The organism is Mesorhizobium sp. KR1-2 (assembly GCF_040045035.1).
Lineage (GTDB): Bacteria > Pseudomonadota > Alphaproteobacteria > Rhizobiales > Rhizobiaceae > Pseudaminobacter.
This window is the reverse complement of record NZ_JBDZDS010000004.1, coordinates 253,178-267,545: the sequence shown is the minus strand read 5'-3', so window position 1 is coordinate 267,545 and position 14,368 is coordinate 253,178. Positions and strand designations below refer to the sequence as shown.

The following is a 14,368-nucleotide window of genomic DNA, read 5'->3' as shown; positions in this document are numbered from 1 at the left end:
CGGGCGACCAGTGAAAGGCCGCCGCCAGCTCGCCTAGAGCGTCGAACCAGTTGCCGGGGCGGCGGCAGTAAAAGCCTTGGCCAACTGACCGATCAGCCCCATGTCGCGCATTCCGATCTGTCCAGCCTCGCGGTCGGTCACCGAACACGCCGACACGATGAGACGGCGCGTCTGCGCGATATCGCCGCGTACGTTGTCGAGCTTCATCAGATCGTCCAGCGACGGTTCCACCATGGTCAGCCTGTCGACCTCGATGCCGCCGACCTTGATCTTCTTCCAAAGCCGGATACGGATTTCGTCGCCGCCAAATTCGAAGCGGTCATTCCGCGCGACGGTCTCAAAGCTTTCGCCCCACTGCTCCACGACCGCTTGGACGCGGCCTTCCAGTTCCTCGTTCTCGATTGCTTCAGTGTCCATGTCAGATCAGCTCCTCTGCGCTCATGCCTTCCCAGCGGACGGCGATTTCACCTTGTTCGGTTGTGATGTTGCCCTCCGACGCAAACCAGGCATTGCGCAGAAGGACGGTTTTGCCGTTCGCCAGCTCCAGGGTGACGGTCGCGTCCTCGACGGCCATCATGGCGGCAACGTCGAGGTCGGACGCATCGGTAATTGTGCCCTCGATAAAGGCGGCCTGGGGCATGGCGCTGAAGCCATGGACGCGATCAGCTCCGACGATCGCGGTCTTCTTCTCGCGACCGAGATTGTAGGTGAAGCTGCCCTTGGCATCGAACTGTCGGGCATCGACCTTGACGAATACGGTGCCCGCACGGCGCAGATTGCTCATGCTGTGACCTTTCCTGTGAGACCGTTAGAGACGGAACTGAACGAGCCCGGCGAAGACGCGGAGCTGGTTGATGATGTCGGGCGGGATGATCGCGTTGAGGCGGTCCTTGTCGGACCCGTCGCGTTCGACATAGAGATCGGCCTTGAACTGCTCGCGCCCCTCGACCAGTCCGGCTTCTTCCCAGAGGATGAAGCGGCCGACCAGCTCGGCCTTGGCGACCTTGGGCGTCATGACCGGCTGACCGGGGCCGAAACGCGTGCCATCATCGGCAAGCTTGTGGCGCGGATATTTTCGCCAGAAGAAGGTGCGCGTGTCGTAGCGCAGATAGGTCAGCGTCTTCAGCGTCTCGATGTTGAGGTAGCTGGGATCATCCAGCCCGGTCGCGGTCTCGCGATAGGTCGTGCAGACGCGTTCGATGACGACATTGCCACCAGCGTCGACCGTCGCCGTCGAAATCCCGGAATGCAACAGCAGATTGCGCTCCGCCGCAGAGAAGCGATCCTCCAGCGCGGGCGCAAGCACCCCTGGCAGCGTCAGGGTCTGGACCGGCCGCGCCGGGTCGTTGGCGAGCGCAAAGGCGCAGACGACGCCCAGGACACTCGCGATCTCCTCGGCCGGCGTCGGGCTGCCCGACAAGCCAAGCATCGACAGGTGCGGCGAATTGCGGCTCTCTCCGACAGACGAAATCTCGCCGTGCGTGCCGCCCGTCGCGGCATAGGCATGACCGTCGATCATGCGCATCGGGCCGAACCGGCTGGCAAGCTCATCCTCCAGGACATCCAGATTTGGCGCGTCCGAATAGGGCGTGACGAAATCGGTAAACCACTCGTCGCCGATCGCATCGAACACCGGCGCGATGTCCGGGTTGCCGGTGCCGCCCGTCATCGCCGTGACCTCCAGGCTAAGGCCGGCCGGCGTCTGATCGCCGCGATAGTAGTTCAGGCGGATGTCGAGATCGTTGCCGCAAAGGCCCTTGTGGCGCGCCGTGAGATTGACCAGGGTCGCCGTCTCGCTGTCGACGGCGGCCGTCACCGGAAGATCGGGGTCCGCACTGATGGCGGCGACGATCGCCGTGGCCGTCGCGGTTGCGGCCTGCCCGGCCTGGACGCCGATGCGGACAAGGCGTCCGGCTATCAGCAACGAGATCATGCCGGCCGAGGTGGCCGTGCCACTGACGGCAATCGTTCCGGTCGCGGCGATACCGGCCGGAAGATCGGCCAATGGGATCGCCCACAGCTCGACGAACTCGTTCGCCCTCTTGGCCTTGTCGAGCATGCGCGCCAGCATGGAGCCACGCCCGTAGAGGCCGATTGCCTGCTTGTTTGATAGGATGCGTGTGGCCTTGAGCGCCTCTCCGGTGCCGATGGGGAGCATCTGGCCGATCACCAGGGCTTTTGCCGGCAGGATGCCAAGCCCGGTTACCGCCTGGGAGTTGTCGATTTCGAGATAGGCACCCGGCACACGCAGATTGATCGGGATTTGATTGAAGCTGATGGACATCTTCTATTCCTCGGCTTGAGCAGCGCGACGAGCGCGGCGGGAATTGGTCTTCTCGCTTTCTGCATCAGGCGCTTCCTCCGAGGAACCGGAAGGCGTTCCGGCCGCCTCGGGCGCGGCGGATTCCTCGGGCGCGGCCGCTTCTTCCGCCTCGACCACGTCGCCAGACGTCAGGCGCCTCCGCCAGAAGGTGTCGAGTTCTCTGGTCTCGCCGCCATCCGCGAGGAGCTGCTTGGTTACGGGATCGCGCACGGTGCGGCCGGGCGCGGGCTTCAGGTTCATGCTGGTCACGGTTCTGGCTCCTGGATGGGAAGGTTGACGAGGTCGGAGGCGGTTGGAGGCGTCGGCCACTCGGCGGCGAAGCGCGCGAAATCGTCCCACTCGGCCGGATCGTCCTCGATGGAGAGGAGAAGCCCCCCGGTGAAGGACAGGCGGACACCGTGGCAGAGCACGCCGCCAAGCATGTACGGCTGGCTCTCTACAAGCTGGAGGCCGAAGGGTTGGCCGTCGGTAATGGGCGCGTTGAAGATACCGTTGAACGACGGATCGCGCCTCCAGGCGGCGCGGAGCTTCTCGACCAGGCCGTCCATGAGGATTTCGGTCTGGCGGGCGTCCTCGATCGCCATCCAGCCGCGAATGGCAAAGTCGATCTCGACGCGGTTCTGCAAAGACGAGTAGGCGAATTCGCGCGTGGCAACGCGGTGGATGTGCCAGCCCAGAAGGCGCTTCGGCTGGTCGGCCTGCCCGTACATGTAAAGCTCGGCAAACTCTTTTTCCCGAGCCGCATAGCGTTCGTAGGCATGGATGACGCCGATGCCGGCGATCTCCAGCATGCGGTGGCGGATCGCGGCGCGGATGGTCTCAAGGCTCGTGCTCATCGTTCACCTGCCGCAATGCGGGCCGTGGCGCGCTCGATTGCAGCGCCGAGGATGGCCATGATCTGAGGCTCGACCGCGGCGAAGCCGTCGCGGAACATGAAAGCGCCTTGCGTTCCTTGCTTCGCGATCTTTCTGGCGATCGCCCAGGCAACGCCTTGCGCTTCCTTGTCGCGCAGGCCCAGCTTGCGTTCGACCCAGTCCACCAGGGGCGAGATCGGCGGCATATGCGGTTTCGAGCCGGTTTCGACGGGCACGGCATAAGGCAGGCTGGTCGCCACGCCGCCGCGCACCACCTCCTGGGCGAACTCGACCGGCATCGCGCCGATCGACTCGCGCAGGGTGCCGGCTCCGCTGGTCGGGGTGCGCTCGCGGATCTCGCGCTCGGCGAGCATCGACGCTTCCGTGACGCCGGTCGTCAGCTCCTCGATGACGATGTCCGGAGCCTGCGTCATTAGGCGGCGCAGGCCGTCGGCTTCGAGCCGAACGGAGACGTCAGGTTCGTTCACCGGCGGAACCTCCCGCGTCCGTGGGTCAGCCTGGAGCCGCCTGTGGTCGAGGCAAGAGGCGTCTGCACCACAACGCTTGCGGCCTTCGTGCGCTTCACGTCGATGCCCAACAGGTCATGATAGCGCTGCCGCCAACGCTCGGCCCGCTTGGCGAAATTCTCGGGCTTCGCGCCATGGTTGACCGCGTCAGCCGGGATGGTCGGATTGCCGTCGCCGGAGGTCATGGCGGCGACCTGGTCGAAGAGGATGGCGGCCGCATAGCTGGTCAGCGCCTCACGGTCCTCTGGCGGAACCGTGTCCTGATCCTCGGTCAGCGCATGCGCGCCGCCGAACGTGACACGCATCGTCGCGCCGGTCGCGACCCCACTGACCAGCTCGCGCGGGCCTTCCGGAGCGTCATATCGCGACCACTGATGCGGCGAGAGGAAACGCGGCGGGCGCAGACCGACCGGATATTCCACGGTGAGGATGGCGCGCGCACCTTCCGGCAGTTCGATAAGGCCGTCTTCGGGCATCGTCACATCGGAAACGAAACGCCGAGGCCGGTCGCGGCCATATTGGACCAGCGCCAGCGCAATCGCGCGGTCGCGCTGGTCCGCGTCGATGCGCGCGGCATCGTCGCGGACCATGTCGTCAACAAGCGTTTGCAGGTCAGCCAGCATCTTCGGCCGGCACGACTGATTTGGCTACGCCACGAAAATCGACCGCCGCGCCGCCGTATATGTGACGGATTTTGTAGGTGATCTCATCGTTCGTGAAGAAGCTGCCGACAGTCGGGCTGTCCTGGACGAACAGCTCGGGTTCCTCGTTGCCGTCCAGGAAGCCGATTTCGACGGTCGGGATATCGAGCGGATCGGCCGAAATCGCCCAATCGTTGCCATCCGTCCAGTACCAGACCGGCACGATGGTCGGCACCAAAGTCTGCACGAACGTCTTGTCGAGGTTCGTCGCGCGCTGGAAGATGTTGTAAGCGGCTTCCTCCAGCTCCGGCGGCACCCAAAGATATTTCGGGCCAACGCCGATCGCATCGGCCGTGCCGAACTCCTGCTGCTTGACCATGGCGAGACGCGCGGCCGCATAGGCCGCAGCCGAAAGCGCGTCGGTGTGAAGGTTGCCGTGATCGGCATGGAACAGCTTCTTGCCGTCGTAAACGGTCGGGTTCTGCCGGATGAAATCTAGCACGAACTTCGACAGCGTGCGCTTGGCCGCGCGCGACAGCCGCGTGGGAATGCGCTGGATGGCACCAACATCGTCGTTCTTGATCATCTCAAGGGTGACGGTTTCGGTGCCGCCGCGCTTGGCGACCGCATAGCTCGCCGCCTCGTCTTCGGGGCTGGTCAGCGGATCGTAGCTTCCCCGTTGGGCAACGATCGGGAGATCGCCATAACCACCGAAGCGGGTGCGCTCCTGGGTACGGAAATCGTTGATCGGTACCGGTGCGCCGGTGAGCTCGCGCCAGATATCGAACTCGGTCGCGGTGCGATAGTCGGCGATCATGCGCCGCGTGATCGAATCGCCGAGGACTTCCGAGAACGACGTGCTGTCGAGCGCTTCGGTGAAACGCGCCGACTTGTTCACCCGGCCGGTCACCTTGGCGTCGCCGGTCAGATGGACATAGCAGTCCTTGATGGACCGGGCGTGGCGATGGTCTTTGTGCGCCGGGTCGAAGAAGGCTTCCAGCATTGTCCGCCCCTTTTCGCGGGGGCCGTCGCCGACAGTCGCGCCAAGTCCCTTGACCTGTCCGCCACCGACGCCCAGGCCGGACAGATAACGACCCTCGTCAGCGATACGCTTCACCACTTCCGCCTCCGTAAAGGTCGTGCGACCGGAAAATTCCTTGCGAACCCGCTCCTTCGCCGACTGCGGCAGACCGCAGGCCGAAAGACGGCGATCGAGCGCGAGGCGGCGCGAAACAACGGCCTCCACCATGGCGGCGGCAATTTGGCCCTTCTGCTGCTCCTGTTCTTCGACCTTCTTTTCCTCTTCCGGCGGCGGCGTCATCGCCGCGCCGAGGATGGCGCGAAGATCGTCGTCACCCATGGCGGCAACGTCCTTGCCCTCCAGCAGGACGGGATCGATCGCATTGATGCCGGCAATGATTTCCTCGCGGCTCATCACCATGAAAATATCGGCGGCTTCGGTGATCAGATCGACCGGCGTCTGCCGCTTCAGGGCCTCGGACAGGATCGCCTTCAGCTCCTCGTCGGTAAGAGCTGCCTCGTCCTTGCCTTCCAGCAGGGTCGGATTGGCGTTCCTGATCAGGTTCAAAAGTTCATCGCGGTTCATGAGCGCTCCTTGGGCGACGGCTTCGGCAAAATTGATGATCTGGCCGCCCGCGCCGGGCTCGACGATCAGATCGACTGAATGGACCTTGGAAAAGCTTTCGGCCGTGCGCGTTCCGCCAGGTCCTGGACGGCTCGCGCCTTCGACAGCGATCGACAGGCCGAAAAGATGGGTCATGCTGCGCGAAACAGCCTCGCGCAGGCGGGTGGCGACAGGATCGCTCTCGCCGACGATCAGCGTGAGAGTGGCCTGTATCTCGCCCTGGTCGGGCGTAGCCCCTTCGACAAAGACCGGCGCGGAGAGGCCGCCGATCAGGTTGCGCACGTCCTTGCCGGACATGGCCAGGTGCTCGCGGTCGGAAAGCGCGAAAACGCGCGCGCCTTCAAACAGCGGCGCGGCCTCGCGCAGGACGGCGGCCGGATAGACGGTGCGGTTCTTCGATAGGCCGGCCGCGATGACGCGCACCGTGTAGCTGCCCGTCGATCCGTCGGACTGGATGGCTTCGGCAAGAAGGCCCTTCACGACAGACCAATCTTTCGACCGTCGCGCGTCACCGCGATCCTGCCATTTTTGCTGATGCTCAGCACGTCGGCCGGGCCATAGCCCTCCGCGACGAGCTTCTCTTTCAGCGCCTCAAGGCCCTGAATATAGCACGCGCCCAACACCAAAGCCGCATCTCGGGCTGCATCGGCAAGCGCCGAGAAGGCGGCACGAAACTCGCCCAACTCCTCGGGCGACCAATCTCCATGCTCGTCAACCAGCGACCGGACACGCGCAACCTCCCTCACACCGGACGCGCTCCAGTCGCCTATCGTTCCCAGAAGTGTCGCGCGCGCGGTCTGGTGGATTTCCAGCGGGTCGAGCGAAGCCAGCGCGGGAGATGCAGTTGCCGGCTCCTTGGCGATCGCTTCCCCCTTCGCATCGGCCTGGGCCCCTTTGTCGGCTTCCTTCTCGGGATCGTTTGGCGATGAGGTGCCGGCAAGGTGCTGAGCCCCGGCAGCGTTCCTGTCATCCGTGGCCGCGACAGTGTCGCCGTTAGGCTGCGTTGCCGGCGTTTCGACGCCAGGAGCCGAGGTCGGGCCTGTATTTTTCTGAGTAGTTTGAGGGCTCTTCGCCACGCGTGCTTCTCCGCAGACAATCGGGTCTGCAAGCACAATGGCGAGAGTATCGGTCGCGGCTAACCGGAAGCGCTTCCGCCGAAGCGGAATGAGCGGCTCATTAAACGGTGATTAAACGGGGCAGGACGCGCGCGAATCAAAAAGATAGGGCGAACATGCCAAAACGTCGAGGCGGCCGTCCACGGGCTTCTATTCGAATGCGTCCGAAATGATCCGCTTGCCCCGGCTCCGAGCGCGTTCGTCGTCCGTCACTTGCTGCCGACCCGGCCGCATCACCGTCCAGCTCTCCATATATGGAATGGAGGAGCAGCCACAATTGATGACTTCCTCGATCGGCCCGGCCGGATCGCGTGGATACATCAGCCTGACGCCATTCGGAAGATCGAACGGCTGATCAACATCTCTGATCTGCCCGTCAATCGCGTCATGCTCGAAACGGCTGTGAATCTTGCCTGACCGCCGCCACTGCTTTTTCAGGCCGGGCAATATCGCCTGCGCCTGTGTCTGTCGCTCCTGCGCGGCTTCCGAAAAGGCGCGGCCCAGTTCGGTGCGTACGATGGTGCGCGCGCGCTTCATGCCGCCATCCTGAAGGACGCCGGCCACGTTCTTCGCCACATCCTCGGGCGACAGCACGCCGGTCACCGCCATGGCAAGGTCGGTGGTGATCTTCGCTGCCGCCTGCTCGGAAATGTCCTTGACGCGATCGACCATGAACACCCGCGTGGCATCGAGCTTGCGCACGTCCAGGCGCATCAGATCGCCGCTGATATCGACACCGCCCGCCATCAATGGCCGATCGACCAATCCCTGGCCTGTTGCATGAGAGCGGTCGAGGCCGGCGTTCAGGGTGGCGACGGCATCCGGCTGGAACTTGGCCAGCTCGGCGCGCACCTGCCGTTGCAACTCGGTTAGCTGCCAGTGCCGGAAGTCGCTGGGCGCAGCCTTCAGGATTTTGGCGATGCGCTTTTCGGCCTGGCCAAGCAGCGTCTTGAGCTGATCGGCCGTGTCGCGCTGGATCGCCACGCCCTCACGCAACACCTTCTGACGCTCGCGGTCAAAGCGCCGACCGCGCTCCTTATTGTCTCCCGTCACGCTGCCTCACGGGGTTCTGCATCCTCTCCCGGCTCCAGCCCGTCACGGGACGGATATGGCGAGATCGAGAAAGCCGACGACGGCGGATCGCGGAAGACATCGTTTTCCGCTCGGCGAGCGGCCTCCTTTGTCGCCGTGTCCAATTCTTCGGTCGCGTCCACCTCCAGCCCGAGAAGGCCCGCCACCATGGCAATGAGGCGCACCGCCGTCTCGCGAGACATGACGTTCGCCTGGACGGCCTGCGAAACGGACACGACAACCTGCTGAAGTGCGGCCGCGTATTTCGTCACGTCGCGCGCTGTCAGCTCGGGGAACACCGCGCGCGGCAGATAGTCAGGATCATTCGCCAGCTCCGGCATGCCGATGGCGGTAAGGCGATTGCGGATCACGAACCGCGCAACGTCCTGAAGGATCGCCTTCCACAGCCGCTGGCGCTGCGAAAACACCTTATAGGTCGGCTCGCCCATGCTCGACGCGGTGGCAAGGTTCACGTCGCCGCCATCCGCCATCCAGAATGACGGGATCGTGGCACCGCCGAGCGCGTAATTGCGCGTCGTGCGCAGCGTCTCGGTCGCGTCGGCCGCCGCCAGATTGGGCGAGAGGACGTTCCACTCTTCGTTCTCGTTGTGGACGCGAACAGACAATGGCGACGGTGGCTCGATCGTCCGGGCCCGTTCGGTGACCTCCTCCGGCGTCGCGCCTTTGATTGTCACATCCCAGATGACTTGGCGTAGCGCCACAGCGCGCTCGACCTCGCCGAAGATCAGCTGCTCGTGCGCATCGACGATGTCGATGGCCGACAGGAGATCGGAGCGCCCGCGCCGGCCGGTCGAAAGATCGTTGATGCGCCAGAAGAAACAATCTCCTGCCATCATGCGCGCGCGCATGCGCCGCGCGCCCTCACCGAAAATGTCCTCTTCGCCTGGATAGATGACGCGATAGACCTTGCGGCCGCCACCTGGCTTTCTGACAACGACGCCGATCGCCATGCCGGCATTGTCCGGATCGGTGACGACCCGGTCGATCGCGGCCGGATCGACCTTGCCCAGGCGAACATGACCGTTCACCTCGTTGACAAAGACAGGCCAGCACTGTTCGCCGAACAGCGCCAGCTCCCTGACGTGCTTTTCCATGTTCAGGTCGAGACGGTTGATCGGATCATTCCAGAAATCATCCAGCCAGCCCTGCGCTTCCTCATCGTCGACTTCCAGGCGCACGCCTTCGCCAAGCAGGAAGGCGACCGGAAGTTCAATCAGACGATTGGCGAGGCGATTGCTTTCCCAGACGTGCGCCGCCAGTTCCTGCATGCGAGTCTGCGATAGCGGCGACAGATCGCGCTTACTGGACCCACCGGAAAGGCGATGCCAGCCGGGTTCGGCATCCACATCCACACCAGCGGCCTCGACCGCGCCATCGGCCTCGACCATCACAGTCTGCGACTTGCCCCCGAACAGAAGCTTCAACGCCCCGTTTAACAGTCCCATCAACGTCTCCCGAACATGCGCCGGCCACCTTTCGCCAGCGCTGCCAGTCGTGCCGCAAGATTGCCCGCGCCAGACACCGGAACCGATGATGGCGGCGGCACTGTCGCGCCGGCCGGGGCGGTGCGGTTGAGCGAGATACTCCAGAGCATTTCGAGGCAGTCGAGCCCATCATCGTGATCGACCATAGGATAGTGGCGCATCTGGTCGAGCAGCGCCGTCTGCGTCGAGGAAAACCGGATCAGCCCGTTGGCGACATGCGGCTGAAGCCGCTCGATGCGCAGCGCCTTGTCCGTTGTCGGGATGACGGGCACGGCTGGCACCGGAATGCCGCGCACCGCCGAGCGCGTCACGAGCTGCTGACGCAAGAACTCCTGGAACTGGACGCTCTCGATCGCCCAGCGCAGGCAGCGATATTCCTCCTCCAGCGTGATGATGTCCTCAATGATGCGGTCGGGGAGCCGTCGCCGGATCAGGGCTTCGACCACGTCGAGCACGCCGGTTTCCCGATTCAAGCCGCCGACCAGGATGGCGCTCGGGTCGCGGGCGCGGTTGTTCTTGCCCAATGACGGATCGCAGGCCCCGAAGAATATCCAGTCGCTGGTCTCAACCCAGAAGATCGGCGCGCCGAACAGCGCATCCTCATTGGAGACCGGATCGTTTTGCTGCTCGCTGTCAAAGGCGGCATGACCGATCTTGACGCGCAGGCGCATCAGCGCGACGAGCGGACGGACGCCCGGCCAGCTCACTTCCGCGCCGGCATCCATCACGGCCTTGCGCTCGGCATAGAACTCGTCGGCCGCAGCAGGCCCCTCGTTGCGCAGGACTTCCTCCCACTGGTCCCACAGGTCGCGGCGATCGGGCCAGCGCCGGATGGAGGCAAATTTGATGCTGCGCCAGAGCGGATTGCGCTGCTTGCGGGCCAGCACGCCGTCATAATGCAGCGTGGTGCCGATATAGATCACATCGAGCGACCCGTCCGCCGCACCGACGTTGAGCACGGCCTTATCCACCCAGCCCTCCAGCTTGTCGCGCTGCTCGGGGCTCCGGACGTTGTCGTCATTCTCGATGTCGTCGAGGATGGCGAGATCGGGACGATGCGGACCATGGCGGCGGCCGCGCAGGCGCTTGCCGGAACCAGCGCCCTCGATCTTGACGCCGTTCCGCGTCACCATCACCCCTTCCTTCCACACCCGGCCTTCGCCGCAGATTTCCGGAAAGTCGAGCTGAAGGCGCGGATTTGCTTCCAGCTCGGCCCGGATCGCGGCAAGCATGGTCGCGGCCTGGTCGAAGGCATCCATCAGGACGAGGATGTACCACTTCGCCCTTTTGGCCACGCACCAGAGCGAAAAGAGCTGGGTGCAGATGGTGGATTTGGCCTCGCCGCGCGGGGCGGCGATGACATCGTTCTGCCCGGCCGGATCGTCAAGGATTTCCGGCAGGCGCTGATAGAGATAGACGTGAAGCCGGCTATTTTCCGCCGACTTGATGTAGTGGGGGAAGTAGGTCCGGCAGAAGAACTCGAAGCCGTCCGGGGCCAGCGCCTGGGCGCGACGGTCGGCGATGGCGGCAGGGCTGTCGTCCAGGCCGATCACCTCGGCCTCGATGCGGCGGCGCAGCTCGGCGGCGTAAGCCTCAAGCTCCTTCTTCAGGTCGGCGGTGCTCGCCTTCCTCGGCCGGCGCGCCATCACGCAAACTCTTTGGTCAGGACCGGAATGAACGCCTCCATCGCCTCCAGCAGCCCTTCGGCAAGGTGCGGATGGTCGGACATCACGAATTCGCCGAAGGCCTTCATGCAATCATTGGCGGCGGCCAGGCGCGACATCTCCGGCGAGAAGCGGCCGATCGCGGCGGCCGTCTTGGTGACAGCGTCGGCGAGCTTGGCAAGGGCCTCGGCCTTCTTCAGCGGATCGACGCCGGCCGCGGAACGGATTTCCTCCATGACGGCCTGGTGGACAGGGACAAAATCGGAAGCGAGCATCTGGGCGACGGTCTGCATGCCATCGGCCGAGATGCGCGCGACGGAGCGCGCCTTTTCCCAATCGTCGCCCTCGTTCTCCGCGTCGCTCTTCCAGCGCCGCGCGGTCGCATAAGAGACGCCGACCCTTTCAGCCGCGAGTTCCATGTTCAGCCGCTCATGGACATAGGCGGCGCGAAGCTTGGCACGCAGTTCGGGCGGATGCGCCATGGCTCTACCGCTTCAGGCTGTCGAGCGAGATTTCGAGGAGCGTGCGACCGATGCCGGCCGTCACGTTCGGACGCTTGACGCCGGGATGATCGCTGCGCCCCTCGGCGATGTTGATGCCGCGCTCGGTCAGCGTGGCACACAAAGCACCATGCTTCACGTCGGCAAGCACCATCTCTTCCTTGTGAAGCCAGATCACCTCGGCGCGGACCTGCTCGCGATCGGCCATGATGTGGACCGCGCCGACCATGTCGGTGAGCAGGCTTTCATGACCGGTCTTGCCCTTCAGGTCGAGAAGCGCGCGCAGGATGGCCAGCCGCAGGTGCCGCGTCCAGGCATCGCCATATCGTTCAAGATCACTCATCATCTACCTCGCGCCGCATCACTCAAAATCTGATCGTGGCGGATCAACCCATCTTCAAGCCGGGCCTGCCGGTTGAGGATGTGGCCATAATCGGACTTCGCCGCCTCCAACTGCCCGATCACGCGTTCCAGGCGGATATTGGTTTCATGAAGCTGGGTGGAATTCGGGATATGCTCCAGCTCACTTTCGATGACAGCGACCCGCCCGCTCACTGCCCCAAGAGAACCGGACACCGCCTGCACGTCGTCTCTGACCTTTTTCTGAAGTTCGGCGATGTCGTTTTTCGTGGCGAACTTTGCCGTCATCGACCACAGAACCCAGCCAATCAGCAGATTCATCGCAAAGACCAGAATGGGCCAATAACGCAGGACTTCGTCCATCAAGGTCTCCAGCCGCACCACAGTGCGCCCTTACGGTTGTGCTCGACGGCCGAAAGCTTTTCCGGCAGCGGCATGGCGGCAATTTCGATTGATGAAGGGCGGCGCGGTTGGTTGTGCTCGCACCACACGGCTCGGGGGTCCGCGACCGGCTCCGGCGCGGTAGTGCATCCGGCGACGACAATGGCGAGGCTCAGCGCCGCGATCTTGACCATGCGCTCAACTCCGCCTCAAGTTCCGCCTCGGTGAGGTCACTGACTTCGCGCTCGATGCGAGCGGCCTCCGCCTGCATCTTCAGGCGCTCGACCGCAGCAGCCGCTTGCGCCGACGCCATGTTGCGGGCGGCTTCGGCCTCGGACTTCGCCGCGCCTGCCCGGTGCGCCCAGACCAGGGCGGCAAGCACGGCGACGACGAGACCGACGATCAAGATCAACGTGAAGTCCATCGGATCAGACCTGCCCGGCCGGGATCAGCCGGGCGCGGAGAAGCTCACCGACGCGCTCCGGCGTGAGGCCGAAATAGGCGACGGCGTCGGGCGAATAGGTCAGCACATATTCGATACCCGTCCCGACGATGGCGTTGCCGATCGGGATCGACTTGCCGGCCGCCGCCGTGTCGAGCTTCTTCAGAACAAGCGCCGCGCCATTGGTCAGCGCCGAGTGCAGCGCATCACGATGACGCGCATCCAGTTCAAGCTTGAAGGTCGCCCGCAACCAGCTCGACAGCCAGCCGACGAAGGCAACGATGAGAACGCCGCCGATCTCGACCAGATAGGCACGGATCGGCTCAAGCAGGGATGTTGCCGGCAATGCGCCGTCCGCTGCAAAGGCGGGTCCAGCAACAATCCATGCGATTATGAGAATGGCGACCGCAAAGGCCAGTATCTGTAAAGCACGCATGATGACTCCTGTAAGGGCTGTTTTCAGGCGAGAGCGCCGAGCGGATCATTCCGCACGTCGAAGGAGGGGCAGGCTTTGGCGGCCACCTCATTGTGGCCGCGCACGCGCTTGACGTGATGCTTGGCAACCAGCTGCTGGGTCAGCCACAACAACGAAGAGCGCTGGGCGAGAGTGCGCGTGTCTTTGGCGGCCTTGCCATCGGCCGTGACGCCGCCGATGTAGGAAACGCCGATGGTGCCGGTGTTGTGACCTTCGACATGCGCGCCAATCTGCCCGATTGGCCGCCCTTCCATGACGCTGCCGTCGCGGTAGACGACATAGTGATAGCCGATGTCCGAAAAGCCGCGCTGCTTGTGCCAGGCGCGGATGTCGGCAACGGTGAAGTCTTTCCCTTCGGGCGTGGCCGCGCAGTGAATGAAGATTTCGCTGATCTGTCGCGCGGTATCGAGCCAGCGCAAGCTGGCGGCATTGGGAGGCGGAGCGGCCTGGGAGATATGCGCCTGGGCTATCGGCGCAGGCTGCGTCATCGCGCTTTTGTCGGGTTCGGTGCGGCCGGGCTTGACCGGCTCGGTCGCGCGGGTGAGCGCGGTGCACGTCTGCGGCCCGGCAATGCCGTCGACTACGAGGCCGAAATCCTTCTGGAAGGCGCGAACGGCGCGCTCCGTGGCCGGCCCGAAATCGCCATCGACCATAAGGCGCGGCGACGGGATGCCGATCTCATTGAGCGATGATTGAAGGGAGCGGACGGCATTGCCCTTGCTGCCGCGCTGGAGAAGCGCGGTCATGGCAGCACCTTCACGGTGATATGGTTTGTGCAAAATAGACAGGTCATGGACCCATCTGGCCGGACATCTTAGAATGGCGTAACCGGCATTGCTTCCGCCACGCAGGCGGAAACGAAGGA

19 protein-coding genes are annotated in these 14,368 nt (G+C 64.1%); all 19 read right to left on the bottom strand.

The window, feature by feature from the left end:
- Positions 1-33 precede the first annotated feature (33 nt).
- The 19 genes from ABLE85_RS10975 to ABLE85_RS10885 all read right to left on the bottom strand — a co-directional run bounded on the left by ABLE85_RS10975 (position 34) and on the right by ABLE85_RS10885 (position 14,249).
- Complete coding sequence (locus ABLE85_RS10975) at positions 34-417, bottom strand: hypothetical protein (RefSeq protein ID WP_348792760.1); 384 nt, start codon at positions 415-417, stop codon at positions 34-36.
- Between the two features lies 1 nt (position 418).
- On the bottom strand, positions 419-784 hold the full coding sequence (locus ABLE85_RS10970; protein ID WP_348792759.1) for a phage tail tube protein: 366 nt from the start codon (positions 782-784) through the stop codon (positions 419-421).
- Between the two features lie 24 nt (positions 785-808).
- Positions 809-2,284, bottom strand: a complete 1,476-nt coding sequence (locus ABLE85_RS10965; RefSeq protein ID WP_348792758.1) for a phage tail sheath C-terminal domain-containing protein — start codon at positions 2,282-2,284, stop codon at positions 809-811.
- A gap of 3 nt (positions 2,285-2,287) precedes the next feature.
- A complete protein-coding gene (locus ABLE85_RS10960; protein WP_348792899.1) occupies positions 2,288-2,563 on the bottom strand; it encodes a DUF2635 domain-containing protein in 276 nt (91 codons plus the stop codon).
- A gap of 5 nt (positions 2,564-2,568) precedes the next feature.
- The gene (locus ABLE85_RS10955) at positions 2,569-3,159 is read right to left on the bottom strand and encodes a hypothetical protein (RefSeq protein WP_348792757.1); all 591 of its coding nucleotides are present in this window, start codon (positions 3,157-3,159) and stop codon (positions 2,569-2,571) included.
- Positions 3,156-3,665 (bottom strand): HK97 gp10 family phage protein, encoded by a 510-nt coding sequence (locus ABLE85_RS10950; RefSeq protein WP_348792756.1) that lies wholly within the window; start codon positions 3,663-3,665, stop codon positions 3,156-3,158. Before ABLE85_RS10950 ends, ABLE85_RS10955 begins: the two co-directional genes overlap by 4 nt.
- Positions 3,662-4,327, bottom strand: a complete 666-nt coding sequence (locus ABLE85_RS10945; RefSeq protein ID WP_348792755.1) for a hypothetical protein — start codon at positions 4,325-4,327, stop codon at positions 3,662-3,664. The genes ABLE85_RS10950 and ABLE85_RS10945 overlap by 4 nt, the downstream gene beginning before the upstream one ends.
- Positions 4,317-6,470: a hypothetical protein gene (locus ABLE85_RS10940; protein WP_348792754.1), complete on the bottom strand. Its 2,154-nt coding sequence runs from the start codon at positions 6,468-6,470 to the stop codon at positions 4,317-4,319. The genes ABLE85_RS10945 and ABLE85_RS10940 overlap by 11 nt, the downstream gene beginning before the upstream one ends.
- On the bottom strand, positions 6,467-7,102 hold the full coding sequence (locus ABLE85_RS10935; RefSeq protein ID WP_348792753.1) for a hypothetical protein: 636 nt from the start codon (positions 7,100-7,102) through the stop codon (positions 6,467-6,469). Before ABLE85_RS10935 ends, ABLE85_RS10940 begins: the two co-directional genes overlap by 4 nt.
- Positions 7,103-7,255: 153 nt before the next feature.
- Positions 7,256-8,158, bottom strand: a complete 903-nt coding sequence (locus ABLE85_RS10930; protein WP_348792752.1) for a phage minor head protein — start codon at positions 8,156-8,158, stop codon at positions 7,256-7,258.
- Positions 8,155-9,642, bottom strand: coding sequence for a hypothetical protein (locus tag ABLE85_RS10925; RefSeq protein ID WP_348792751.1), 1,488 nt, complete (start codon positions 9,640-9,642; stop codon positions 8,155-8,157). Before ABLE85_RS10925 ends, ABLE85_RS10930 begins: the two co-directional genes overlap by 4 nt.
- Positions 9,642-11,327, bottom strand: coding sequence for a phage terminase large subunit (gene terL / locus ABLE85_RS10920; RefSeq protein WP_348792750.1), 1,686 nt, complete (start codon positions 11,325-11,327; stop codon positions 9,642-9,644). Before terL ends, ABLE85_RS10925 begins: the two co-directional genes overlap by 1 nt.
- Entirely contained in the window at positions 11,327-11,827 is a 501-nt protein-coding gene (locus tag ABLE85_RS10915; protein WP_348792749.1) for a DUF1804 family protein, read from the bottom strand. Before ABLE85_RS10915 ends, terL begins: the two co-directional genes overlap by 1 nt.
- A 4-nt stretch (positions 11,828-11,831) precedes the next feature.
- Complete coding sequence (locus ABLE85_RS10910; protein ID WP_348792748.1) at positions 11,832-12,188, bottom strand: hypothetical protein; 357 nt, start codon at positions 12,186-12,188, stop codon at positions 11,832-11,834.
- Entirely contained in the window at positions 12,188-12,568 is a 381-nt protein-coding gene (locus tag ABLE85_RS10905) for a DUF2730 family protein (RefSeq protein ID WP_348792747.1), read from the bottom strand. The genes ABLE85_RS10910 and ABLE85_RS10905 overlap by 1 nt, the downstream gene beginning before the upstream one ends.
- Positions 12,568-12,780 (bottom strand): hypothetical protein, encoded by a 213-nt coding sequence (locus tag ABLE85_RS10900; RefSeq protein ID WP_348792746.1) that lies wholly within the window; start codon positions 12,778-12,780, stop codon positions 12,568-12,570. Before ABLE85_RS10900 ends, ABLE85_RS10905 begins: the two co-directional genes overlap by 1 nt.
- The gene (locus tag ABLE85_RS10895) at positions 12,759-13,010 is read right to left on the bottom strand and encodes a hypothetical protein (RefSeq protein WP_348792745.1); all 252 of its coding nucleotides are present in this window, start codon (positions 13,008-13,010) and stop codon (positions 12,759-12,761) included. Before ABLE85_RS10895 ends, ABLE85_RS10900 begins: the two co-directional genes overlap by 22 nt.
- 4 nt (positions 13,011-13,014) lie before the next feature.
- Positions 13,015-13,464, bottom strand: coding sequence for a hypothetical protein (locus tag ABLE85_RS10890; protein ID WP_348792744.1), 450 nt, complete (start codon positions 13,462-13,464; stop codon positions 13,015-13,017).
- Positions 13,465-13,487: 23 nt separating this feature from the next.
- Entirely contained in the window at positions 13,488-14,249 is a 762-nt protein-coding gene (locus ABLE85_RS10885; RefSeq protein WP_348792743.1) for a peptidoglycan-binding protein, read from the bottom strand.
- Positions 14,250-14,368: the final 119 nt, after the last annotated feature.

Bases quoted from the DNA above. Each gene is read 5' to 3' on its own strand.
- ABLE85_RS10975 (WP_348792760.1), bottom strand. From the start codon at position 417: ATGGACACTGAAGCAATCGAGAACGAGGAACTGGAAGGCCGCGTCCAA.
- ABLE85_RS10970 (WP_348792759.1), bottom strand. From the start codon at position 784: ATGAGCAATCTGCGCCGTGCGGGCACCGTATTCGTCAAGGTCGATGCC.
- ABLE85_RS10965 (WP_348792758.1), bottom strand. From the start codon at position 2,284: ATGTCCATCAGCTTCAATCAAATCCCGATCAATCTGCGTGTGCCGGGT.
- ABLE85_RS10960 (WP_348792899.1), bottom strand. From the start codon at position 2,563: ATGAACCTGAAGCCCGCGCCCGGCCGCACCGTGCGCGATCCCGTAACC.
- ABLE85_RS10955 (WP_348792757.1), bottom strand. From the start codon at position 3,159: ATGAGCACGAGCCTTGAGACCATCCGCGCCGCGATCCGCCACCGCATG.
- ABLE85_RS10945 (WP_348792755.1), bottom strand. From the start codon at position 4,327: ATGCTGGCTGACCTGCAAACGCTTGTTGACGACATGGTCCGCGACGAT.
- ABLE85_RS10925 (WP_348792751.1), bottom strand. From the start codon at position 9,642: ATGGGACTGTTAAACGGGGCGTTGAAGCTTCTGTTCGGGGGCAAGTCG.
- terL (WP_348792750.1), bottom strand. From the start codon at position 11,327: ATGGCGCGCCGGCCGAGGAAGGCGAGCACCGCCGACCTGAAGAAGGAG.
- ABLE85_RS10915 (WP_348792749.1), bottom strand. From the start codon at position 11,827: ATGGCGCATCCGCCCGAACTGCGTGCCAAGCTTCGCGCCGCCTATGTC.
- ABLE85_RS10910 (WP_348792748.1), bottom strand. From the start codon at position 12,188: ATGAGTGATCTTGAACGATATGGCGATGCCTGGACGCGGCACCTGCGG.
- ABLE85_RS10905 (WP_348792747.1), bottom strand. From the start codon at position 12,568: ATGGACGAAGTCCTGCGTTATTGGCCCATTCTGGTCTTTGCGATGAAT.
- ABLE85_RS10900 (WP_348792746.1), bottom strand. From the start codon at position 12,780: ATGGTCAAGATCGCGGCGCTGAGCCTCGCCATTGTCGTCGCCGGATGC.
- ABLE85_RS10895 (WP_348792745.1), bottom strand. From the start codon at position 13,010: ATGGACTTCACGTTGATCTTGATCGTCGGTCTCGTCGTCGCCGTGCTT.
- ABLE85_RS10890 (WP_348792744.1), bottom strand. From the start codon at position 13,464: ATGCGTGCTTTACAGATACTGGCCTTTGCGGTCGCCATTCTCATAATC.
- ABLE85_RS10885 (WP_348792743.1), bottom strand. From the start codon at position 14,249: ATGACCGCGCTTCTCCAGCGCGGCAGCAAGGGCAATGCCGTCCGCTCC.